Genomic DNA, 21,374 nt, shown 5'->3' with positions numbered 1-21,374 from the left:
TCCAGGTCATTGGGCATGGGCACCCCACGAGAGGGTGGAGAGGGTCAGGGTGTGCAGGGCGGTGTGGTCGTCCTGGCCGGCCCAGCCGGTCCACATCGAGCGGAAGGCCGGATCCTTCTTGCCGGGCCAGTCGTGATCGGGCGCGATGTGCGCGGCCCAGGTACGCACGGCCAGGTCGTCGTGCGGATAGATGCTGAAGTCGCCCGTGTAGTCGGCGACGGCCGCGGACGCGGTCCACGGGCCGATGCGGGGGATGCACGTCAGGGCTGCGGCCAGGTTGCCGGCGTCCATCAGCCGCCAGGAATCGCAGTGCCGGGAGTAGTGGACGGCGGCGGCCCGCAGGGCGCTGCTGTGGAACTTCGCGCCAACGGCTTGGAACTGGTCGTCGTCGAGAGCCAGCACCCGATCGGGGTCTGGGGCGATGAACAGTTCACCGTGGGCGCTGTGAATGCGGGTGCCGTACATCTGGCACCACGTCCGGTACAGCTTGCGGGCCTGACCGGCGCGTACGACCTGGCGCAGGACGGCGGTGCTGATGGCGTCCCACAGCCAGGGGTTGGCCAGACGCTGCGTGGGGCCGAGGTCTTCGAGTCCGTTCTTGAGTGCGGCTGGGAGGGCGTCGGGCAGGTGTGCGGGGTCGGTGGAGACGACCGTGGGCTTCACGTCCTCCGTGCCGTTGACGCACGCCATGCGCAGGCCTTCGCGGTCCCATGTCAGAACCCAGTCACCGGACGTGGTGCGCACGGCTCGCGCGCGACCACTGTTCTCGGTCACGGTCCAGGCGGGGTGATCGGTCGTCAGGACGCCGGTCATGGTGTGCTCCTCGTCGTGGTACGGATGGTGCGCCGTAGCCTCTCGCGTCACGGGGGTGCCGCGCGCCCGGCTGTGTAAAGCGATCGTCGACGGGGCGCCGCCGAGCCAGATTCGGTCCTGTTGAACGGCCTGTACCAGTCGTCCGTGCTGCGCCGTACGACGTGCACGTAGCCGCCCATGAGGATGCGGGTGGAGAAGGCGTAGCAGCGAGAGGTCAGCTAGGCGGATCCACCTCGGCTGGGAGGTAGGACAGGAACACACGGCAGTTGTGCAACTGGTTGAGCAGGTGCCGGTACGCCTCGTCATCTGCGGTGATCACTGCCCGGCTGATCGCGACGATGCCGTGCGCGAAGCCCGATGCGGCGTACCGGAAGGCCTCTCCGAAACCGCACCGCTCGGCGACCGGTGGAGGCTGCCCGACGTCCGCGAAACTGCTGCGCGTGATTCGCCATCCCACCTGCCGCACGTGTTCCTCGATCGAATCCAAGTCCGCACGCCGCTCGGCGCAGGACGTGGCAAGTACGTACGGAGCGACGCGGACCGCCCGAGTGAGGCTTCGATTACTTCTCGCTCGTACCGTCGGCGGAGCCGCACCAGGCTCCGGTAGGCGGGAGAGTCGAGGAGCTCTGGACTGTGACTTGTGGTCACGGCGTGGATCCCTCGCGGTGTTGGCCCTGCCGCCGAGGGGGGAGGAGGTTCCCGGCGGCAGGCAGTGGAGTCCGCATGCGACCGAGGGCCGAGGCGCAGCGCCGGGGCCGCACGCGGAGATCAGGAGATCGTGCTCAACATGGACCCGAGGAGCGCTTCGTGGGGCGCAGGGCCGGGCTGGAACTGGTCGAGCATCTGGCGCAGGGACGCCGGCGGGACGAGCCGGTCGCTGCGGCAGGGGCGCCGCCAATAGGGGCCGGGCGGCTCCGTCGCCGTTATGGCGGGCAGCGCGACGTGGTACGGCCGGCCGAGGCACGTCGCGTAACGGTGCGGTGCCCACTGCTCGCTGGTGCCCGGCGGCACGAGCCAGATCAGCCACGACTGCTGGGGGTCCTCGATCACCGGCCCGCACGCGTCGGCGGATTCCTCGCCGGAGTGCTGGATGTTGTCCATGACCGCCATGACGGCGTAAGCCTGCGGGCCGCTCGCCGTGAGGACGATGTCGAAGAAGCGGCCGCCTAACGGGAGCTGCAATACCTGCTGTTGCTGGAGCGCCATCAGGGCCCGGACCCGGGAGGCCAGGTTTCCCATGTCGGACGCAACGGCGCTCGGGTCGACGAAGTCGTGACTGCGTGTGAAGCCTACGGGGGCCGCGTCGGGGTGCCTCTGTGCCTGGTCTGGCCGTCGGCGGGGGAGCTGCTTGAGCCGGGGCCGGGCCCGCAGCCGGACGTTGGATCCGGCCGTCGGGTCGGCCATCAGCTTCGCTTCCCACCGGAAGCGCGGGAGAGTGTCCGCATCCTCCTCCGTGAGTGACTGGACGGGCGGGGAGCTCGCCGGGCGGCCCTCGGAGGAGCCCTCATCGTCGGTCTCGTGGCAGGGCCGGGGAGAGGCGGCGAGGCTGAGCCCTTCCACGTTGTAGGCGGGGAAAGCAGCGTCTCTGCGCTGCGTTGGTCGCGGGTTCACAGGGAGACTCCCAGATTCACGATTGTGCTCGGTCAGGCACTCTCTGCGAGGGCTGAGACGAGCGTTGCAACCGTGCGCAGACGGATCTACCCCCAAACCGACCTCGGGTCGAGGAGAGGAATGACGCATCTCCTCGGACGTTCCGCGGACTTACCTCGGAACCACTGAGTAGCGTCTGTATGGGGCAAGTCGACTGGGACGGCGTTCTACCGTCGGATCAGTGACGTGCCGTCGGATGACTGGGGAGGCAGCTGTGTTGTTCTTCCGAAGCGCCCTCGAATTACGCGGTATACGCACCCCGGAAGACTTACTGGCGGAGTACCGGAAGGCCGCCCAACGGCTGGACCTGAGAGGTGCCGAGCCTGCGGTGAAGACCGTCGAGGGATGGGTCTACGAGGGGCGGAAGCCGCAGCGGGTGTTCCGGCCGGCCATCGTCGAGATGTTGGGTCACAGCATCGAGCAGTTGTGGACCGAGGTCCCGGAGGGTGCCCCGCCGCATTTCGTTCCTGAGGCAGGCACGTCACCGTTTGCACCCCACGCCGATCTCGGCGTGGGCCTGGACGAGATGAAAAGGACGGGCGCGATGGCAGTGCGACGAGCGAAAGACTTCCTTCTCGGGGCAGACCGTGACCGGGTGGGTGAAGACACTCTCGGGGTGCTGGACGACGAGGTGCGGCGCCTGGTTGCCGAGTATCCACGTGTGCCGCTGTCGGCGCTGTGGCCGGACCTGCTGGAGACACAGGAGCAGGTGTTCCGCCTCCTGGAGGGCGGAAGGGTGCGGCCGTCACAGCTGCGGGACCTGAACGTTGCGGGCGCCATCCTGTCCTTCCTGGTCGCCAAAGGCTTCAACGACATGCAGGTCCCGCATCAGGCCATGACGATGACCCGGGTCGCCGCAGCCTGCGCCCGGGACGCTGAACACCCTGGTCTCATTGCCCTGACCGACGGCCTCAAGTCGCTTATCGCGTACTGGGCGGACAGGCCCGAGGACGCCTACCACTACGCCACCAAGGGCGCGGAGACCGCAGCTAACCTTCGTGGGACCGTGGGCCTGTGGCTGCTCGGCCTTCAAGCGCGTGCCGCCGCGGTGCTCGGCAACGAAGAAGCTGTGCACGCCGCGAACCAGCACGCAGCCGACCGACGCGACACAGCTGTGCCGGACGACCTGGACGAGCTCGGCGGCCTCTTCCACTACGCCCGCGCCAAGCAGCTCTACTACGCGGTCGAGGCCCAGGCGCTCCTCGGGAACGGCGGAGCGCAGCTGACCGTGCAGGCGGAGGAAGCCGTGCAGGGCTTCAGCGACCCCCATCACCCGGACTGGGCGTTCGGCGACCTCGCCGGCAGCCAGTGCGACCTCGCACTCGTCCGGCTCCACAGCAGCGACGTGGAGGGCGCTGCGGCCGCCGTCCGCCCCGTACTGGAACTCCCGGCTTCCCACCGCAACAACGGCATCATCGTCTCGGCCATGCGCGTCAGGAACTCTCTGACCACCGGCTCTGTCCGCACGGCCGTTGCCGCCCGTGAACTTCGCGCGGAGATCGAGGCCTTCCCCGCCAGTCGGCCCGCGCTGCCCCGCGGGTAAAGTCCGGAGCATGCATCCCGTCACCCGCTCAAGCGCACGTCTTGGTCTACGGGAACTCGCCCACGGGGACGTGGACGCGGTGCTAGCCATTTATGGCAGCACCGCAGCCACGGAGCACCTTTCCTTCGAGCCACGCGACCGTGAACAGGTCCAGCAGATCGTGGCCCGGTCCATCGCGGCTGCCACGGTGGCGCCCCGCACGGAGTACGCGCTCGCCGTCATTGAGCATGAGACGACCGATCTGATCGGATTCGGCCGCCTGGCCCTCGATCCTCACCAGCAGCGCGGAGCCACCCTCGGCTTCGCGCTGCGCCCTGACGTGTGGGGGCAGGGCTACGGCGTCGAGACGGTGCGTCTCCTGCTCGCCTTCGGTTTCAACGACCTGCAACTGCACCGCATATGGGGCGCGCGGTCCCCCCTCAATGAGGCATCCGCCAAGGCTATGAGCGCCGCCGGAATGGTCGAAGAGGGAACCATCCGAGAGCACGTCCTTAAGGCGGGGCAGTGGCGAGACTCCGTCGTGCACGCCATCCTCGATCGCGAGTTCCAGCCCGGTCCCTGAGCCTTCAGGGACCGGGCGGAGTACGCAACCCCAGACTGTGGGGAACCGGCATTCTGTTCATGGTCTCCAGCCTGGTCTTCAAGCCCACCGGCTGCCCCGGGCCCGCCCTTCACGCGGCGGCGCCGGCGCCACCAGGGCGGCCGGCGCCACCAGGGCGGGTCGAAGAGACAGCCCCCGGGCGTCACGGGGGAGCCAGGCCGGGATGTTCAGGCGGTGGTGCGATTGCCCTGGCGGGCGGCGAGCGCGGCCTCGGTGCTGGGGTAGGGGGTCAGGAAGGTGTCCATCCCGGTGACGCTGAGCAGGCGGCTCAGCCGGTCGGGGATGGCCGCCAGGGTCAGGGAGCCGTCGGCGTCCTTGGCGCAGCGCCAGATGCCGACGAGGGCTCCCAGCCCCGAGGAGTCGCAGAACGTGACCCCGGACAGGTCGGTGACCAGGTCGGGGTGTCCGGCCGCGATGAGTTCCAGGGCGCGGGCCCGCACGGCGGGTGCGGCGGCGATGTCGAATTCACCGGACAGCGTGATCACGGCCAGGGTGCCGTCGGTGTGCGGGACGTCGATGTGGAATGCGTCGGTCATGGGCGCGGGATCTCCTGCCCGACGGAGGCGTCGGCGGGTGCGGTCGGGGCGGCGGCGCTGTGAACGGTGGTGGTGATGCCGGCGGGAGCAGCGTCCGCGGTGGGAACGGACAGGGCAAGCAGCGCCACGTCGTCGCGTTCGGTGTCGGGGAGTGTGTCCAACAGCGCGACGGTGTCGTCGATCAGGGTGCCTGCGCTGATCGGCGCCGGTCGTCGGGCAAGGAAGTCGGTAAGGCCGGTATCGGCGAGCATGTGGCCGTCGGCGGTGCGGGCCTCGGTCAGCCCGTCGGTGTACAGCAGCAGTCCCTCGCCGGGCGCCAGTTGCAGGGTGCGTGAGGCGAAGGCAGCCTCGGCGAACGCGCCGACCAGCATGCCGCCCTTGACACGGGCCGCCTCGACCCGTACACCGCCGCCCTCGGCAGGGCTGAGGTGGTAGGCGGGCGGGTGACCGCCGGTGGCCAGCGTGACCGTGAAACCGCCGTCCCGGGCGGGGTCGAGCAGGCCGAAGACGGCGGTGCAGAAGCGGGTGCCGACCGCCGGGTCGAGCAGCAGCGCGGTGTTCAGGGCTTTGAGCGCGGCCGTGGGGTCCGCGTCGACGAGGGCTGCGGCCCGCAGCGTGTAGCGGGTCAGTGAGGTGACCGAGGCGGCTTCGGCGCCCTTGCCGCACACATCGCCCAGGAAGAACGCCCACCTGCCTCCGCCGATGGGGAAGACGTCGTAGAAGTCGCCGCCCACCTCCTGCGGGGAGGCGGTCTTGTAGTGGCAGGCCAGCTCGAGTCCCGGTACCGCGGGCAGCGCGGGAGGCACCAGGGTGCGCTGCAAGGTGGAGGCGAACGCGGCGATGGCCATCCTGTCCCGCTCGGCACGCTGCCGGGCCTCTTCCTCCACCTGACGGCGCTCCTGCTCGGCGCGTACCGCCCGCAACGCCGACAGACGAAGTTCCAGCTGGTCACGTACTACCGCGGCAAGGTCTTCGAGGGTGGAGGCATCGGCCTCGCTGATCTCGCGGGGGCGGGTGTCAAGGACGTTGACCGTGCCCAGGCGGTGGCCGTCCGCGGTGATGATCGGAGCGGCGGCGTAGAACCGCACTCCCATCGGGCCGGTGACCAGCGGGTTGGAGCAGGCGGCCGGGTCCAGCAAAGTGTCGGGGATGACGGTGGTGTCATCACGCAGCACCGCGGAGGCGCACAGGCCCGGATCCCGGCCGATCTCGCTGACACCTTCCAGTCCGTGCGCGGCCTTGAACCAGATCCGGTCCTCGTCCACGATCGTCACCGTCGCCACCGGCACCTCGAACAGCCGCGCGGCCAGCGCCGCAACCCGGTCGTAGGCGCCGTCCGGCGGAGTGTCGAGGATGTCGTAACGGCGCACCGCCGCCATCCGCGCCACCTCGGCCGAGGCGGTCAACCGCTCACTCGGTGCTATCGCAGGCGGGCTCGCTTGTTCCGGCATGTTCCTCGTCTCGCTCATCCCCCCAGAAAGGCACCGACCGAACAGCCAGCACTTCGGAACACTACCGAACGCGGCCGGCGCACCCGATCGGACGACGGGCTTCGTAGGGCCTACGGCATGTTCGATCGGATGCTGCGGCCCGGTCGGATCCACAGCCGCAGCCGCTCAGGTCCGTCTCGGCACCCCGCGGGCGCGGGGCCGTCCGTGTCGCGGAAGGTGGACATCTTCCCGGTCCGCTACGCGGCCTCCCGTTTCCGCAGCCGGGACCCGGCTGCGGGCCTTCCGTTGCCCACCCCCGCCGCGCTGGGGGAACCGGACGGGGTGGGCGACGCGTCCGCGGCGGCCCCGTCCGGGGCCTGCTCCGCGGCGCGCAGGGCGCGGCGGCGGGTGAGTGCCGCCGCGGCGATCAGGATCAGGGCGAGCGTGCCGGCCGACGCGGGCCAGTACACGTAGCGGTAGTTGGCCTGCGGGGCGGTCGGCAGGTAGCAGGTGATGTAGAGCACGGAACTCAGTCCGAGGAGGCGCAGTTCCCTGGACCAGGGCCCCGGCCACCTTGGGCGCAACGTCAGGACCAGCGCGACGGCGAGCCAGAACCATGCCTGGAAGAGCCAGGGAACGTCGCGGGCCAGACCCGTCACGTAGGACCTCATGAGGGCGTCGAGGGCCGGATCCACCCTGACGTTCTCCGGGGTGCCGCCGAACGTGCCGCCGGCGTAGCGCAGATTGCCCTCGAACAGCAGCCGGGTGAAGGTCCGGGCGCGGTACTCCGCGTAACCGGAGGCCCGGCCGGGCATCTGCTGCACCCACATCCTCACCAGCACGTCCGCCTCGTCGGCGGTGAAGTGCGGGCCGACGGTGTCCCGGTAACCGGGGCGGTGCGGGTAGCACGTGAAGTACGCGTCCCACAGGATCCCCTTCGTCCGGCAGGTCCGCGCGGTCTCCACGAGGTCGTCGCGGAACGAGGGGGTGGCACCCGCCTGCCCGGCGGCCGACCGTACCTCTCGTGGGGTCAGCACGTGGGTCAGGTCGTCCAGCGGGATCTGCGCGTACTGGCGGACGGCCATCGGATGGGTGAGCGAGGAGACCGCCACGCTGCCGGCCGCGGTGAAGGCCAGCAGGGAACCGGCGGTGATGAGCCACCGGCGCCTGCCGGGTGCCGGCCAGAGGGCGAGCACGAGCATCGGAAGGACGGGCAGGGCGGCGGGCAACGCGTTCTTGCGGACCAGGATGGCGTAGGCCGTGAAGAGCAGACCCAGCACGAGCAGGGCCCAGCGTGCCCGGTCGTGTCCCGGCGGCAGCTCACGCGCGAGGAGGGCGATCGCGCACACGGCCAGCAGGGCGTAGGCCAGGTGGACGTCCTTCCACACCACTCCGGTGAAGTTGGCGATGTGCGGTGCGAGCCCGAACCCGAACATCAGCAGCGACAGGGGGCGGCTTCCCGTCCGCTTCCACAGGGCGACGGCCAGCACCCACACGGTTCCCCACAGCACGGCCGTCTGGAGGGCGGCCATCGCCGAGAGCGCGCCGGTGGTGTGGATGAGGACGCGCCAGAGCAGTGCCATGACCGGCGGATGCCAGTCGGTCACCGGCCGCGTGCCCTCCGCCTGGAGGAGCTGTTCGACGCTGTCGGCGGTGAGGAAGCCGGGATGGAAGACGGTGGAGACGAGGTAACCGCACACCGCGGCCGTCAGGGCCAGGAACCCCGGCCAGAGCCGGTCGTCCCGCCACACTCCCGAACCACGGCGACTCGATGCGGCCACGTCGGGGGGATCCTCTCGATGGGAAGTGAAGACGAGTTCCCGGTAGACGGTGAAGCGGACGAACGTCGCCGCGGCCCATCCCGTCAGGCGGGCCGCGTTGTCGCTCAGGGCCGAGGAAGAGCCGGACAGCCGGTGAGCCACGTACACGGGAGCGGCGGTGATCACGAGGCCCACCAGGTTCACCCCGACGAACCAGGCCACCTCACGCGGATCGACCGGCCCCTTGCGGTCGCGGTAGGTCCAGTGACGGTTTCCGAACCAACCGACCAGCATGGCCAGCACGGTGGCGAGGGCCGAGGCGCCGGCCGGGACGGCGTGCAGCAACCCCTCACCCGGTGGGCCGAAGGCGAGAAGGTTGAAACTCGCCGTCTCCACCACGAACGCGAGCGCGCCCACGGTGCCGAAGGCCGCGACCTCGCGCCGGACGCTCCGCATCCACACGGGTGAACGTCGCATCCAAGCCGTCGGCCGCAGCATGACGCCGAAGGTAACGTATGCCGCAAAAGCTACCAAATCAGACTGCCGTTCGCGGGGGAGCGCATCGACCGGCACCAGGGCGGCACAGAGGCCGAGGAAAGACCATGAACCCCACCGTCGCGTGCGTCGTTCCCTGTTACAACGAGGAGGCCGCCGTCGGGAAGGTCGTGCGCGACCTGCGCGCCGCCCTCCCCGAGGCCACCGTCTACGTCTACGACAACGCCTCCACCGACAACACCGTCGCCGAGGCCCGCGCGGCCGGCGCGGTCGTGCGGCACGAACCCCGCAAGGGCAAGGGCAACGTCATCCGCCGCGCCTTCGCCGACGTCGACGCCGACGCGCTGCTCATCATCGACGGCGACGACACCTACGACGCCTCCCGGGCCCGCGAAATGGTCGACCTCCTCTTCGAGGGCCCCTACGACCAGGTCGTCGGCGCCCGCCGCGAGAGCGTGGAGACCGCGTACCGCGCGGGTCACGCCGCCGGCAACAAGCTGCTCACCGGCGCCGTCCGCACCCTCTTCGGCAACGACGTCAGCGACATGCTCAGCGGCTACCGCGTCTTCTCCCGCCGCTACGTCAAGTCCTTCCCCGCCCTGTCCCGCGAGTTCGAGACCGAGACCGAGATGACGGTCCACGCGCTCAGCCTGCGGCTCCCCACCGCCGAGATGGAAGTGGGCTTCAAGGACCGGCCCGCGGGCAGCGTCAGCAAGCTCCGCACCTACCGCGACGGCTGGCGCATCCTCAGGCTCATCCTGGGGCTGGCCCGCAGGCAGCGTCCCTCCCAGTTCCACGCCGTCATCGCCGGCCTGCTCACCGTCGTCGCGCTCGCCCTGGGCCTGCCCGTCGTCCTCGAGTTCACCCGCACCGGCACCGTGCCGCGCCTGCCCACCGCCGTGCTCGCCGCATCGATCATGATCATCGCGGTTCTGGTCCTGCTCGTCGGCTACATCCTGGAATCGTTCATGCACATGCGCCAGGAGCAGGCCAGCCTCGCCCACCTCGGCTACTCCGCACCCCTGCGCAGCGCGGACTTCGTGCCGGTGACTCTCGCGGACGCCACGCCGAGCCGGCTCACCCGGCCCTGAATCCGGGGCCTCCGCGACCAACGAAAATCTATGCTGGCCGGAGTAGACATTGGATGGCGGCATGGGTATGGTTTCTCTCGTAGTCGAGATCGAGAAAGCCCGGCAGGGATGAACTGCCGGGAAGCAGTTCGCAGTTCGGTGCGGTGGTGGAGTTCCGGAGCCCAGGGTTTTCGCTGGACGGTGACGGGACTGACTGCTGGACCGGGTGGCCCGCAGTGATCAGGGGCCGCCATGAGCAGGACCGCAGTTGATGCGGTGGCAGTACCCGCAAGTGCAGTTCGCGGTATCCAGCAGTGAAGTTGATGCAGCACCTCGGTAAAGGCGTCGGCTGCGGGCGCGCGTACCGGGAAGTCCGGCAGTGGGGTTCCAAGCCAGAGCAGACGCAGGACGGGCGACGGGGCTGGCTGCCGGAGAGTGGCGCTTCTCCCAGGCCACCAGCAGTTCGCAGTACCAGTAGTTCGCAGTACCAGTAGTTCGCAGTACCAGTAGTTGGCAGGACAAGCAGTACGCAGTGCCAGTGGTTCGCAATACCAGCAATACCAGCAACACCAGCAGTACGCAGTACCGGTTTTGGCAAGTGCAAGTGATTGATTCAGAGGGAAGAACGGAGGAGTTGAGCACCATCGGATCGCCCGGGCGCAAGACGTAGGCCCGGGTACCGCAGGACATCGACAGTGAGGTGGTCTCCGGTCACGCATTCGCGATCCCCGCATCCCCGTCCCGTACAGGGCGGCCGCGGACTCAGTAGGCCGGCGCAGTACTGAGGCCGGCAGATGGTGTAGCAGTTCCTTCGGGGCCTTGGTGCCGGTACGGCACCAAGGCCCCTCAACGTGCGCCCCAGAGAGGCGAGATGACAGCAGACGATTCATTCAGCCGTCTTGACGACGACGACTACCCCGCCTACACCATGGGCCGGGCCGCCGAAATACTCGGCACCACCCCCAACTTCCTGCGCGCCATCGGCGAAGCCCGCCTCATCACCCCGCTCCGCTCCGAAGGCGGCCACCGCCGCTACTCCCGCTACCAACTGCGTGTCGCCGCCCGCGCCCGGGAACTCGTCGACCAGGGGACCCCCATCGAGGCCGCCTGCCGCATCGTCATCCTCGAGGACCAGCTCGAGGAAGCCCAGCGCCTCAACGCCGAACACCGCCGCACCGCATCCCGGCAGACGGCCGCCCTCTGACCCGCGGCCCGCGGCAGCGCGCCCGGCCGCTCCCGTCCGCCAACATTCCAGAATATGAGCGCATGATCGCCGAAGACACTCAGCCGCCGGCACACGGACGGGAGTCATCCTCCCGCCCCGGCACCACGCCCGACACCCTGCGCACCCCGGCGGTCGACGCGCCTTCCGGCACAGCCGGCCGGCCTGCCTCCGGGCAGCCGGCCGTCGGTCCGGAAGGCGGGGTGGAGCGCGCGGCGGCCGCGCTGAAGCCGAGGATGCGCGGCTGGCTGCACGCCGGGGTGTTCCCCCTCGCGCTGGTCGGCGGCATCGTCCTGATCGCCGTCTCACGTTCGGCCGCGGCAGTGGCGGCCTGCTCGGTGTACGCGGTGTCGGCCTGCCTGCTGTTCGGCACCAGCGCGGTCTACCACCGCGGCACATGGGGTCCGCGCGGGGAGGCGGTCCTGCGACGGATGGACCACGCGAACATCTTCCTGATCATCGCCGGCACCTACACCCCGCTGGCGGTACTGCTGCTGCCCGCGGGCCGGCAACTGGTGCTGCTGACCGTGGTGTGGGCGGGCGCCCTGGCGGGCATCGCCTTCCGCATCCTGTGGATCGGCGCTCCCCGGTGGCTGTACACGCCCTGCTACATCGCCCTGGGCTGGGTGGCCGTCTTCAACCTGCCCGACTTCGCGCGCACCGGCGGCACCGCGGTCGTCGTCCTCGTCATCGTCGGCGGCCTGCTCTACACCGCGGGCGCCGTCGTCTACGGACTCAGGCGCCCCGACCCCTCACCGGCCTGGTTCGGCTTCCACGAGGTCTTCCACGCCCTGACCATCGCCGCCTTCTCCGCGCACTACACCGCCATCGTCCTGGCAGCCGCGTGACCGCGTCCGGCGCGGCGCGCCCCCCGGGCGCGTCGTTCCGGCGGTGTGTCAGCGGCTGAAGAGCAGCGCCAGGACGCCGATCCCGCTGGTGCACGCCACGAGGGCGGTGGCGCACACGGCATGGCGTCTGAGGAGACTGCGGCGCAGGTCCGCGTAGCGCTCCTCGTACTCCTGCCGTAGCCGGCCGGCCCGCTCGACGGTGTCCTGGAGGAGCCGGCGGGTGAGGTCGACGCGCTGGTGGAGGTAGTGGCGTGTGACGTCTTCGGCCTGGGCGCCGGTCAGCCAGGGCAGGCGCGCGCAGAGGTCCTCGGCTTCGCGGCGCGCCTGGTCCTGGTGGGTGCGGACCAGGAGGTAGCCCTCGATCGTGTTGGCCAGCTCGCTTCGGTCGTCCTTGGGCTCCTTGCGCATGCCGTGTCTCACCCCGGTTCGCCCTTGTGCCCGTCCGGCTCGACGGCGTCGCGCTGGCCGGCGTTCGCATGGTGTTCGATCTCGGCGAGCTCGGGGTGGTTCAGGTCGAAGGCCGGGGACTCGGAGCGGATCCGGGGCAGGGTGACGAAGTTGTGGCGCGGCGGCGGACAGGAGGTCGCCCACTCCAGGGAACGGCCGAAGCCCCAGGGATCGTCCACGTCGATGCGCTTGCCGGACTGGGCGGTCTTCCACACGTTGTACAGGAACGGCAGGGTGGACAGGCCCAGCAGGAACGCGCCGATGGAGGAGATCGTGTTCAGAGCGGTGAAGCCGTCGGCCGCCAGATAGTCGGCGTACCGGCGCGGCATGCCTTCGGCGCCCAGCCAGTGCTGCACCAGGAACGTGGTGTGGAAGCCGACGAACAGGGTCCAGAAGTGGATCTTCTCCAGACGGTGGTCGAGCATGGTGCCGGTCATCTTCGGCCACCAGAAGCTGAACCCGCCGAACATCGCGAAGACGATCGTGCCGAAGAGGACGTAGTGGAAGTGGGCGACCACGAAGTAGGAGTCCGTCACATGCCAGTCCAGCGGCGGCGAGCCGAGGATGACGCCGGTCAGGCCGCCGAAGAGGAACGTGACGAGGAACCCGGCGGCCCACAGCATGGGTGGTTCGAAGGACAGTGAGCCCTTCCACATGGTGCCGATCCAGTTGAAGAACTTCACGCCGGTGGGGACGGCGATGAGGTAGGTCATGAAGGCGAAGAACGGCAGCAGGACCGCTCCGGTGGCGAACATGTGATGGGCCCAGACGGTGACCGACAGCCCGGAGATGGCGATCGTGGCGCCGACCAGACCCATGTAACCGAAGATCGGCTTGCGGGCGAAGACGGGGATGATCTCGGTGATCACGCCGAAGAAGGGCAGCGCGAGGATGTACACCTCGGGGTGTCCGAAGAACCAGAACAGGTGCTGCCACAGGATGGCCCCGCCGTTCTCGGGGTCGAAGACGTGGGCACCGAACTTGCGGTCCGCCTCCAGCGCGAACAGGGCAGCCGCCAGAACGGGGAAGGCGAACAGGACGAGCACCGAGGTCAGCAGCACGTTCCAGGTGAAGATCGGCATGCGGAACATGGTCATGCCGGGCGCGCGCATACAGATGATCGTCGTGATGAAGTTGACCGCGCCCAGGATCGTGCCGAAGCCGGCCAGCGCCAGCCCCATGACCCACAGGTCACCGCCGACGTAGGGGCTGCGCTCTCCGCCGCTGAGCGGGGTGTACGCCGTCCAGCCGTAGTCGGCGGCACCCTGAGGGGTGAGGAAGCTGGACATGACGATCAGCCCGCCGAAGGCGAAGAACCAGTAGGAGAGCATGTTCAGCCGCGGGAAGGCGACATCGGGGGAGCCGATCTGCAACGGCATGATCGCGTTGGCGAACCCGGCGAAGGTCGGGGTGGCGAACAGCAGCAGCATGATCGTGCCGTGCATGGTGAAGGACTGGTTGTACTGCTCCGAGGACAGGATCTGCAGTCCCGGCCGGGCCAGTTCGGCCCTGATCACCATCGCCAGCGCGCCTCCGATCAGGAAGAACGCGAACGAGGTGATCAGGTAGAGGTGACCGATCTTCTTGTGATCGGTCGTGGTCAGCCAGGAGACGATCACCCGGCCGCGGCTGCGGCGCTCGGCCGCCGGGACGGGCGCAACGGGTTCGGTGAGGGTCGCCATCAGATCCTTCAATCGGCACGACCGGTGCAGTGGGGGGTGGGCCGGTGGAGCACCTGCCCCACCGGCTTCGGTCGGGCAGTGCGTGACCAACTCCCGGGAAATTACTCCTGTTGAACCGTCACCACCGCCTGACATCGGCGTTTTTGGGCCGAATGGATGATCCATCCATCCCGGGGCGGGACCTGAGCGCGCCCGGCCGGCGGTTTTCCGCGCACGGATCCAACACCCGCACCCGTCCGGCCCACTCGACCGGACGACCCGGCTCCTGGCGTTCTGCCGAGCCGGCCGGCGCTTCACCACAACCGCGGCCCGCTCGTGTGCGTCCTGGTAGCGAGAGCCGGCAGGAGCCGGCCGCCCCGGGGGAACGGGACACGAGTCATGGAAAAGTACGCGGTCGTCCAGCGCGTCACACGGTTCTTCCGGAGCCCGCCCGGTGTGCGGCGGGCGCCGCCCACGCCCGTCCGGCGACTGGTCTGCCTCTGGCTGCTGACGCTCGCTCTCGGGGCCGGGCTCACAGCGCTCGGCCGGGACGACGAGTTCGTCGGCAGCGACCTCATGGCGCTGATGCTCTTCTTCCACGTCGTCGACGACATCAGCGAGGGGGTACGGCACCGCTGGCCGGCCGCACTGTCCGCACTGGCCGTCCTGGGGGTCACCAGCCCCCTCGCCGACGCACTCCTGCCCGGCTCCCTGGACGGGGCGTGGACGAAGACCGTCACCACCGCCGTCGGTGTCACGCTCGGGCTGGCCGTGGGCGCCGCGGTCACACGGCTTCCGGAGCGCCGGCCGCAGCGGCCCGGCACGGAACACGAATCCGGTCTCAGCGGGTGACACAGAACCGGTCGTCCGAACGGACCGGGCACCGCGGCGGGACCGACCCCCCGGGCTCGGCCCGACCGGCAGGACGCCCCCGGGCGTCTCCCGCAGGCCTTGACGCTACGTCACGCGCCGTCGGCCCGTCCCGGTTCGGGACGGGCCAGGCGTCCGAGCAGGGCCACCGCGTCGTCGAAGGGCACCGGCCGGAAGAACTGCGCGTCGACGCCTTCCACGGCGGCGATGGCGCGGGGGGCCAGATCGGCTCCGGCGTCGGTGACGCGCAGCCGCTTGGCCCGGGTGTCCGCCGGGTCGACCTCACGCGTGACGAGTCCCTTGCGTTCCAGGGTGCGCAGGACCTGGGAGGTCATCTTGACGTCGGTACCGGCCTGGCGGGCGAGGGCCAGTTGGTTCGGATGCTCGCCCTGGCTGTTGAGCCACCAGGCGCAGGCGAGCAGCACGAACTGCACGTGGGTGAGATCGAACGGGGCCAGGGCCGCGGCGATGTCGCGCTGCCAGCGGAGGGTGGCGTGCCACAGCAGGAATCCGGGGCTTTCGCCGGGGCTGAGCGGCATCAGCGCAGCGCCAGCTCGACCAGCGAGGCCATGGTGTCGGGCCAGTCGGCGGTGATGCCCGGGCCGATCTGGGGGCCGGCTTCGTCCGCGCCGGTGCCGGTGATCTCCATCCGGTACACCACCCGGCTGCGTCCCTGCCCGATCCGGTCGATCCGGTGGGTGGTGCGCAGCAGCAGATCACCGAAAGAGGCCTCGTCGACGAACAGTTCGCCTTCGACGACCTCGGCGATGCGCAGCAGCACGGGGTCGTCCCCCGGCGGCGTCATCGTGATGCGGCCGCCTGCCGCGAACGGTCCGCTGATCTCGATCTTCTCGATCTCGGCGTTCCAGGCGCCCCAGTTCTCGACGTCGGCCCAGAGCCGCCAGATCGACTCAGGGGTGGCGCTGGTCTCGATGCTGTGCTCGTACTTCCACATGCGGGGCCTCCTCGACCGGATGATGTGTCCATAGATTATCTACGCGAAGACTATCTGTCGAGTGGCCGCCCGCATGTGATCTCCGTGCTGCACAGAAGGTGCCTTGGCGTCCCGCCGGGCGGGCAGGCGTACGGGAGACCTCGCCCTTGTATGGAGACCCGTCATGACGACCTCCCGTGAACGGCAGCTTCACGCCGACGGCCCGCGTGACCCGGCGATCGCCCGCCTGGAGGCGGAGAACGCCCAACTGCGGCACGCCGTCGCCTCGCACGCGGTGGTCGACCAGGCCATCGGCGTCCTGACCGCCGTGTACCGGTTCCGGCCGGCGGCCGGGTTCGAGATCCTGCGCGAAATCTCCCAGCGCACCAACACCAAGCTGCACACGATCGCCGAGGCGGTGATCCGCTGGGCGCTGGGCGAACCCCTGCCGGGGCGGATGGAGCAGGGCCTCAGGACAGCCGTGCGGCAGCGCGCCTGCCGGCAGGACGCTCGGTCCGGGCGGCCGGACCGCCACTGACCGCGGACAGGGCGCGCGTCAGGCGGTCAGCGCCCGGCCGGGGGATCGGTGAGGGCCAGGACGGCGGTGGTGCGTTTGCCCCCGGACGTCGGCTGCACGTCGTAGTGCGCGCAGACGGCCAGGACGATCTCCAGCCCGTGCCGTCCTATACGGCTGGGGTCGGGCGCGTGAGCCGTGGGCAGGGCGGCGGCGGTGTCCCAGACGGTGATCTCCAGGCTGTGCCGGAGGTGACGCAGGTCCAGGCGCAGCGGGCCGGGGGCGTACCGGCACAGGCATTGGTGACCAGCTCGCTGACCACCAGCTGCGCCGTCCCGACCGCTCGCCGCGTGAGCGGAGTCCGCTGCTCGGTGTGGATGCGGTGGAGGTAGGCGGTCGCGAAGCGGCGCGCGGCACCGATGCACGACGTGGCCCCGTCGTAGGCTGCGCAGGCGGGCGGTGCCGGTTCCACCGGGGAGGGTGCGGGCGGTCCGTTGTATAAGGTCTGGTCCATCAGGTCCGCCTTGCGTCATGTACGTCACGTGCCGGGTCCGCATGGGTACCCCGGACGAGCGCCTCCCCTGCAGCTCCGTGCCAGTCTTCACCGCAGAGACAGATGCACGGCACAGTGTGGGCGGATGGTGAGAACACCGGGGGAGCGGTCGGCCAGGGCCCGGTCGGCCAGGGCTCGAGCGCGCTGCGCGCCCGATCAGCAGGCCCGCGGGCGGAGTTCGGGCAGCCGGCCTGCCGCCGGCGCGAGCGGGCGGGCCGCGGGTCAGGCGGTCAGCGCCTGCTCGACGGTGGGGTGGCAGGGGATGAGGTCGTCGAGGCCGACGATCTGCAGGACCCGCAGCACGAACCCTTGGGCGCCGGCGATGCGCAGCCATCCCCGGGCGCCGGCCGCCCGGCGGTGCGCGGCGACGATGACGTTGATGCCGCTGGAGTCCATGAAGGTCACGCCGCTGAGGTCCACCACGGTCCGAAGCGGCGCCCGGTCCTCACCGGCGAGCAGGGCCCGGCTGAAGACGTCCTGCACGTCGTGGTCCACTTCGCCGTGCAGAGCCACGACCTGGATGCCGTCGACCTCGCGGTGCGTGACGGACAGCCGGTCCGGCCGTTTCTCTTTCGGGGTGTTGGTCACTGGCTCCTCGACTGCGTTCCGGGCCTGCCCGCGGTCGGGCGTGCGCTGCGTTCCGGGCCTGCCCGGGTCGGGCGTGCGCGGATGATTCTGCCCCACCACGCCCGCAGGATGCGCCCGGGCGGACCTGTGGAGAATGCCCGAGTGGCCTGTGTGGTGTATGCATCGGCATGGCGGGTACCGATGCGCACATGAGCGGTAAATGAGGACGACGGCTGCGGGAGTCACGCCTATGGGGACGGCCGTATGACGCCCGGCACCTACCTGATGGACGCCGGGCATGTCCTGGGCGAGGACGACGGCTGTATCGCCGACGCCCGCCACCACGCCGCCGCCTTCCTCGAACAGGCCCGCACAGAGCACCACCTGACCGTGTCGGCGCGCGCAATGGACCTGACCCAGCTGGTGGTCAGCGAGCTGGTCACCAACGCCCGCAAGTACGCCCCCGGTCCCGTCCTGCTGGAGCTGCGCCTCACCGCGGACGCCGTGGACGTCGTGGTGCGCGACAGCGACCCCACGGTTCCCGCCGCCCGCGCCCCGGATCCCGCCCGGATCGGCCAGCACGGACTGGAGATCGTCAAGGCGGTCGCCGTGAGCCTCCACATCGAGCAGGAGCCGGCCGGCAAGCGCATCACGGCCCGTATCGCCCTGTCCGACACCCCCGGCGGCGCCGCCGCTCACAGCCCGGCCTGACGAGCCTCGGGACCAGCTCTCTCCGCCATCGCAGGCGGTACCCCCCTGGGAGCGGCCGGTGGACCACGTCCGCAGTCGTGCCTCGCGCATCAGGGGGAAGGAGAGTGGGTGACCCGAGGGAGGCGACCGTGGAGCGGGATCGGATGGCACTGGCCGAGGTGCTGGCGCAGGCGGAGGACGCCGCGCCGGTACGTTCTCTCGACGCAGTGGCGCGTCACCTGCGCGAACGGTTCGGCGCACGCTACGTGTCATTCCTGTTCGTCGACGTCGTCGGCCGACGCCTGCTGCGGGTCCACGACATGGGACAGACCCGGCAGGAGCGCCAGGCCGAACAGGTCCCCCTGGCCGGCAGCAGTGTGTACGACGACGTCCTGCGCACCCAGAAACTCATGAAGGCACCGCAGGGTGAGGAGGGCTGGCGGGTGCTCGCCCCGGTCACCAACCGCGGTGACGCCGTCGGTGTCCTCGAACTCTTCCTCACCCACGTCACACCGGATGTCCTGCGGCAGGTGGAAGAGGCCGCGCACGCGCTGGCGTACATCATCGTCACCGACCGCCGCTTCACCGACCTCTACCACTGGGGCAACCGCACCACCACGGTCCGCCTGGCCGCGGAGATCCAGCGCCAGCTGCTGCCCTCGGCGCCTTCCTGCGAGGCCGCCGAGTTCGCTCTCGCCGGCGCCCTGGTCCCGGCCTCCGACATCGCGGGCGACACCTACGACTACAGCCTCGACCAGGACGCCGTACACCTGTCCGTCACCGACGCCATGGGGCATGACGTCGACGCCTCCCTCATGGCGACCCTCCTGGTCAACGCCTCCCGCGGCGCCCGCCGCGCCGGGGCCGACCTCGCCGAGCAGGCCCGCCAGATCCATCAGGCCCTCCTCGACCACGGCAGACGCACCTTCGCCACCGGCCAGTTGCTGCGCATCTCCCTGGACGGGACCAGTGCCCAGCTCGTCAACGCCGGCCATCCCGGGCCGCTGCGGCTGCGCGACGGCGCGGTCGAGGAACTGCGCCTGACGGTGAACCTGCCCTTCGGCGTCGTGGGGCAGGGCCCCTACCAGGTGCAGGATCTCGACCTGCGTCCCGGCGACCGCCTCGTGCTCTACACCGACGGCATGCAGGAACGTCAGGCCCGGACCGTCGACCTGCCGGGCCTCATGCGCAAGACCGCGGCCGAACACCCCCGCGAGGTCGTACGCACTCTGGTCGCCGCGGTCTCCGACGCCTGCGACGGCGACGTGAAGGACGACGCCACCGTCCTGTGCCTGGACTGGCACGGCCCCCAGCCCGCGGGGCGCCGCGCGAACGCCGGAGCCGACAGCTGACTCAGTGCCTCGCGAACTGCACGCGTGTCGGCTGCACGGCTTCCGGCCGCAGAGCGATCCCGTCGACGGTCAGTCGTTCTCCGTAGATGTCGGTGATCCGGATCGCGCTGCCGCACCCGCCGCCGTCGGGGGAGAGGAAGTAGTTGTAGTCGGTGCGGGCGAGCCGGCGCCAGCCGCTGCCGGTGCGGACCTCCAGCCGGGCCAGCGGGTTGCGGTGGCCGATGGCCTGGATGCCGCACCAGTAGGGGCTGGAGCCGGTCTTGTAGCGGAGGGAGATCGTGCCGGCGCTGCCGGGGCTCAGGAGGCTCCAGGTGATCGCGATCCGGCCGGTGGAGGGGGCGGTCAGCTTGGCGAAGGCCTGTTCGCTGAGGTCGAGTTGGCCGGGTGCGCAGGGCAGGGGGCATTCGTTGGTGATCCGGACCGTGACGGAGGCCCCGTTCGCCGCGCGGACGAGCACGTGTGCCCCGCAGGCCCTGGAGGTCTCGTAGTCGGCGGTGTTCATGGCCGCGATCATCATGTCGGCGCTCGGCCCGTACGAGCAGGCGCCGTCCCCGGTCCCGGCCCGGTAGACCGTGGCGACGCCTCGATAGGTGACCTCGGGCCGGATCCGCCCGGCCGGCACCGAGGTGGCAGGAGCCCTCCGTGGGGCCGCCGACGTCCGCACCTTCGAAGGGGTCCTGGAAGCCTTCGGGACGGCCGTGGAAGGCGTGCTGCTCGGCGAGGCGCCGGACGGCTCGGGCGTCGGCGGTCCCGGCGGGAGGCTGCCCCGGGAGACGGCGGCGGACACCGCCGTGTCCCGCCCGGCGTCGGCCTTGCCGCCGGGCCGCACGGCCACCACCACCCAGACCAGCACACCCACCACGGCCAACGCCGCGGTGATGCCCCTCATCAGCCCGGGTCTTTGCTTGCGGTGCCGCGCAGCCGGCCGTGTTTCCTGCATGTCCGTCCATTCCGAAGAGCGAAGTGTTGCACTCCTCAGTGGCCGCCGCAGGCCCGAAGGTTGCCGCCGACCGGCTCCTGCCCCGGCGCCGTCGGGACACCGGCTCCGTCGTCCCGCACCGCCCGGCGTCGTGACCCTTCGAGAACGCGCGGACAGCCTCAGCCGGCACTGGCGCCCCGGTCAGGACGGGGCCCCCAGGGCCTGGGCGATGAAGCGGGCCTCGTTCTTCTTGTGAGATTCAGGGCGACCGCGATCCTGGGGCCGGTTATCTTCTCCAGAACGGCGGGGCTGGCCAGCAGCCGGTTCGAGTCCCGGATGACGAGGGCCAGTTCGTTGCGCGGCCGGGGCTGTCCCGCCACCTTCCCGGTGAGGCGGGAGAAGGCGGTCCGGTCGCCGTCGGTCAGGGTGACTTCCACGGTCCACCCGAGGGAACCCGGTCCGGCGGAGAACGCGCCCTGTTCACGGCACACGGCAGCGCTTGAAGCACGACCGTGCTTCGCCCGTTCACCGGACAGGTCGTCACCCGGATACGCGCCCGAGTGGTGAGCGTCCTGTGCCTGGCTGACAGTGGCCACATCGCCGCTGCGGTACCACAGCCGACAGTACGTCAGCTGACGCCAGCTGCGACGGAAGGATCTTTTCATGCGTTCTGCTCGCACTCTCCTCGCCGCGGCCACTGTCACGGCAGCGCTCGCCATCGCGGCCCCCGGTGCCTACGCCTCCAGCACCGGCGACTGGGACAAGGACGACCGTTCCTACAGCAGCGACCACGAGGACAAGTACGACAACGACGAGCACGACAGCAGCAAGCACGACAAGCCCAAGGGCGGCATGCACACCGGTGGCGGCCTGCTGGCTGCTGTCGGTGGTGACGACTG

General features: G+C 70.2%; 21 protein-coding genes and 1 pseudogene. 10 read left to right on the top strand and 12 right to left on the bottom strand.

The features are described from left to right. Nucleotides 1-6 precede the first annotated feature (6 nt). The 3 genes from ACFYP4_RS29270 to ACFYP4_RS29260 form a co-directional block, all read right to left on the bottom strand. Nucleotides 7-813 (bottom strand): hypothetical protein, encoded by an 807-nt coding sequence (locus ACFYP4_RS29270; protein ID WP_358850581.1) that lies wholly within the window; start codon nucleotides 811-813, stop codon nucleotides 7-9. A 214-nt stretch (nucleotides 814-1,027) separates the two neighbouring features. After that, nucleotides 1,028-1,300, bottom strand: a complete 273-nt coding sequence (locus tag ACFYP4_RS29265; protein WP_358850580.1) for a hypothetical protein — start codon at nucleotides 1,298-1,300, stop codon at nucleotides 1,028-1,030. Between the two features lie 281 nt (nucleotides 1,301-1,581). Further along, on the bottom strand, nucleotides 1,582-2,217 hold the full coding sequence (locus ACFYP4_RS29260; protein WP_358850579.1) for a hypothetical protein: 636 nt from the start codon (nucleotides 2,215-2,217) through the stop codon (nucleotides 1,582-1,584). A gap of 574 nt (nucleotides 2,218-2,791) precedes the next feature. Between ACFYP4_RS29260 and ACFYP4_RS29255 the strand changes: the two genes are divergently transcribed. Next, nucleotides 2,792-4,006: a hypothetical protein gene (locus ACFYP4_RS29255; protein WP_358850578.1), complete on the top strand. Its 1,215-nt coding sequence runs from the start codon at nucleotides 2,792-2,794 to the stop codon at nucleotides 4,004-4,006. A 10-nt stretch (nucleotides 4,007-4,016) separates the two neighbouring features. Then, nucleotides 4,017-4,568, top strand: a complete 552-nt coding sequence (locus tag ACFYP4_RS29250; RefSeq protein ID WP_358850577.1) for a GNAT family protein — start codon at nucleotides 4,017-4,019, stop codon at nucleotides 4,566-4,568. A 206-nt stretch (nucleotides 4,569-4,774) separates the two neighbouring features. On the opposite strand, the gene ACFYP4_RS29245 is transcribed toward ACFYP4_RS29250, so the two are convergent. The 3 genes from ACFYP4_RS29245 to ACFYP4_RS29235 form a co-directional block, all read right to left on the bottom strand. Next, nucleotides 4,775-5,143, bottom strand: a complete 369-nt coding sequence (locus tag ACFYP4_RS29245) for an STAS domain-containing protein (protein ID WP_358850576.1) — start codon at nucleotides 5,141-5,143, stop codon at nucleotides 4,775-4,777. Then, on the bottom strand, nucleotides 5,140-6,612 hold the full coding sequence (locus ACFYP4_RS29240) for a GAF domain-containing SpoIIE family protein phosphatase (RefSeq protein WP_358850575.1): 1,473 nt from the start codon (nucleotides 6,610-6,612) through the stop codon (nucleotides 5,140-5,142). Before ACFYP4_RS29240 ends, ACFYP4_RS29245 begins: the two co-directional genes overlap by 4 nt. A gap of 218 nt (nucleotides 6,613-6,830) precedes the next feature. After that, nucleotides 6,831-8,831, bottom strand: a complete 2,001-nt coding sequence (locus tag ACFYP4_RS29235; protein ID WP_388789428.1) for a GtrA family protein — start codon at nucleotides 8,829-8,831, stop codon at nucleotides 6,831-6,833. 104 nt (nucleotides 8,832-8,935) lie between these two features. Here ACFYP4_RS29235 and ACFYP4_RS29230 point away from each other — a divergent pair, with 104 nt between their 5' ends. The 3 genes from ACFYP4_RS29230 (at nucleotide 8,936) to ACFYP4_RS29220 (ending at nucleotide 11,968) form a co-directional block, all read left to right on the top strand. Then, nucleotides 8,936-9,919, top strand: a complete 984-nt coding sequence (locus ACFYP4_RS29230) for a glycosyltransferase family 2 protein (protein WP_358850573.1) — start codon at nucleotides 8,936-8,938, stop codon at nucleotides 9,917-9,919. An 850-nt stretch (nucleotides 9,920-10,769) separates the two neighbouring features. Next, on the top strand, nucleotides 10,770-11,102 hold the full coding sequence (locus ACFYP4_RS29225; protein ID WP_358850572.1) for a MerR family transcriptional regulator: 333 nt from the start codon (nucleotides 10,770-10,772) through the stop codon (nucleotides 11,100-11,102). A gap of 62 nt (nucleotides 11,103-11,164) precedes the next feature. Then, nucleotides 11,165-11,968: a hemolysin III family protein gene (locus tag ACFYP4_RS29220; protein ID WP_358850571.1), complete on the top strand. Its 804-nt coding sequence runs from the start codon at nucleotides 11,165-11,167 to the stop codon at nucleotides 11,966-11,968. 48 nt (nucleotides 11,969-12,016) lie between these two features. Here the strand turns inward: ACFYP4_RS29220 and ACFYP4_RS29215 are convergent, their stop codons facing one another. Both ACFYP4_RS29215 and ctaD read right to left on the bottom strand, forming a co-directional pair. Next, the gene (locus ACFYP4_RS29215; protein WP_388789423.1) at nucleotides 12,017-12,376 is read right to left on the bottom strand and encodes a hypothetical protein; all 360 of its coding nucleotides are present in this window, start codon (nucleotides 12,374-12,376) and stop codon (nucleotides 12,017-12,019) included. Between the two features lie 8 nt (nucleotides 12,377-12,384). Next, nucleotides 12,385-14,097, bottom strand: coding sequence for a cytochrome c oxidase subunit I (ctaD, locus tag ACFYP4_RS29210; RefSeq protein ID WP_358850569.1), 1,713 nt, complete (start codon nucleotides 14,095-14,097; stop codon nucleotides 12,385-12,387). 378 nt (nucleotides 14,098-14,475) lie between these two features. Between ctaD and ACFYP4_RS29205 the strand changes: the two genes are divergently transcribed. After that, on the top strand, nucleotides 14,476-14,928 hold the full coding sequence (locus tag ACFYP4_RS29205; protein WP_358850568.1) for a hypothetical protein: 453 nt from the start codon (nucleotides 14,476-14,478) through the stop codon (nucleotides 14,926-14,928). A gap of 110 nt (nucleotides 14,929-15,038) precedes the next feature. On the opposite strand, the gene ACFYP4_RS29200 is transcribed toward ACFYP4_RS29205, so the two are convergent. Further along, the gene (locus ACFYP4_RS29200) at nucleotides 15,039-15,485 is read right to left on the bottom strand and encodes a MarR family transcriptional regulator (protein WP_358850567.1); all 447 of its coding nucleotides are present in this window, start codon (nucleotides 15,483-15,485) and stop codon (nucleotides 15,039-15,041) included. After that, complete coding sequence (locus ACFYP4_RS29195; protein WP_358850566.1) at nucleotides 15,485-15,901, bottom strand: SRPBCC family protein; 417 nt, start codon at nucleotides 15,899-15,901, stop codon at nucleotides 15,485-15,487. The genes ACFYP4_RS29200 and ACFYP4_RS29195 overlap by 1 nt, the downstream gene beginning before the upstream one ends. 163 nt (nucleotides 15,902-16,064) lie before the next feature. Here ACFYP4_RS29195 and ACFYP4_RS29190 point away from each other — a divergent pair, with 163 nt between their 5' ends. Beyond that, a complete protein-coding gene (locus ACFYP4_RS29190; protein WP_388789418.1) occupies nucleotides 16,065-16,418 on the top strand; it encodes an ANTAR domain-containing protein in 354 nt (117 codons plus the stop codon). 751 nt (nucleotides 16,419-17,169) lie between these two features. On the opposite strand, the gene ACFYP4_RS29185 is transcribed toward ACFYP4_RS29190, so the two are convergent. Next, nucleotides 17,170-17,535 carry an STAS domain-containing protein gene (locus tag ACFYP4_RS29185; RefSeq protein ID WP_358850563.1) on the bottom strand — a complete coding sequence of 122 codons (366 nt, stop codon included), beginning with the start codon at nucleotides 17,533-17,535 and terminating at the stop codon, nucleotides 17,170-17,172. Nucleotides 17,536-17,778: 243 nt separating this feature from the next. Between ACFYP4_RS29185 and ACFYP4_RS29180 the strand changes: the two genes are divergently transcribed. Together ACFYP4_RS29180 and ACFYP4_RS29175 are read left to right on the top strand one after the other, a co-directional pair. Then, nucleotides 17,779-18,225, top strand: coding sequence for an ATP-binding protein (locus tag ACFYP4_RS29180; RefSeq protein ID WP_358850562.1), 447 nt, complete (start codon nucleotides 17,779-17,781; stop codon nucleotides 18,223-18,225). Nucleotides 18,226-18,353: 128 nt separating this feature from the next. Further along, a complete protein-coding gene (locus ACFYP4_RS29175) occupies nucleotides 18,354-19,556 on the top strand; it encodes a PP2C family protein-serine/threonine phosphatase (RefSeq protein WP_358850561.1) in 1,203 nt (400 codons plus the stop codon). A 1-nt stretch (nucleotide 19,557) separates the two neighbouring features. On the opposite strand, the gene ACFYP4_RS29170 is transcribed toward ACFYP4_RS29175, so the two are convergent. Further along, nucleotides 19,558-20,445, bottom strand: coding sequence for an expansin EXLX1 family cellulose-binding protein (locus ACFYP4_RS29170; RefSeq protein WP_388789413.1), 888 nt, complete (start codon nucleotides 20,443-20,445; stop codon nucleotides 19,558-19,560). A gap of 693 nt (nucleotides 20,446-21,138) precedes the next feature. Between ACFYP4_RS29170 and ACFYP4_RS29165 the strand changes: the two are divergent. Beyond that, nucleotides 21,139-21,374 (top strand): annotated as a pseudogene (locus ACFYP4_RS29165) (hypothetical protein); the annotation flags it as partial.

The sequence above is a fragment of the Streptomyces sp. NPDC005551 genome, assembly GCF_042871785.1.
Lineage (GTDB): Bacteria > Actinomycetota > Actinomycetes > Streptomycetales > Streptomycetaceae > Streptomyces.
Note: the sequence above shows the minus strand (reverse complement) of the source record. Positions and strands in the feature narration are given on the sequence as shown.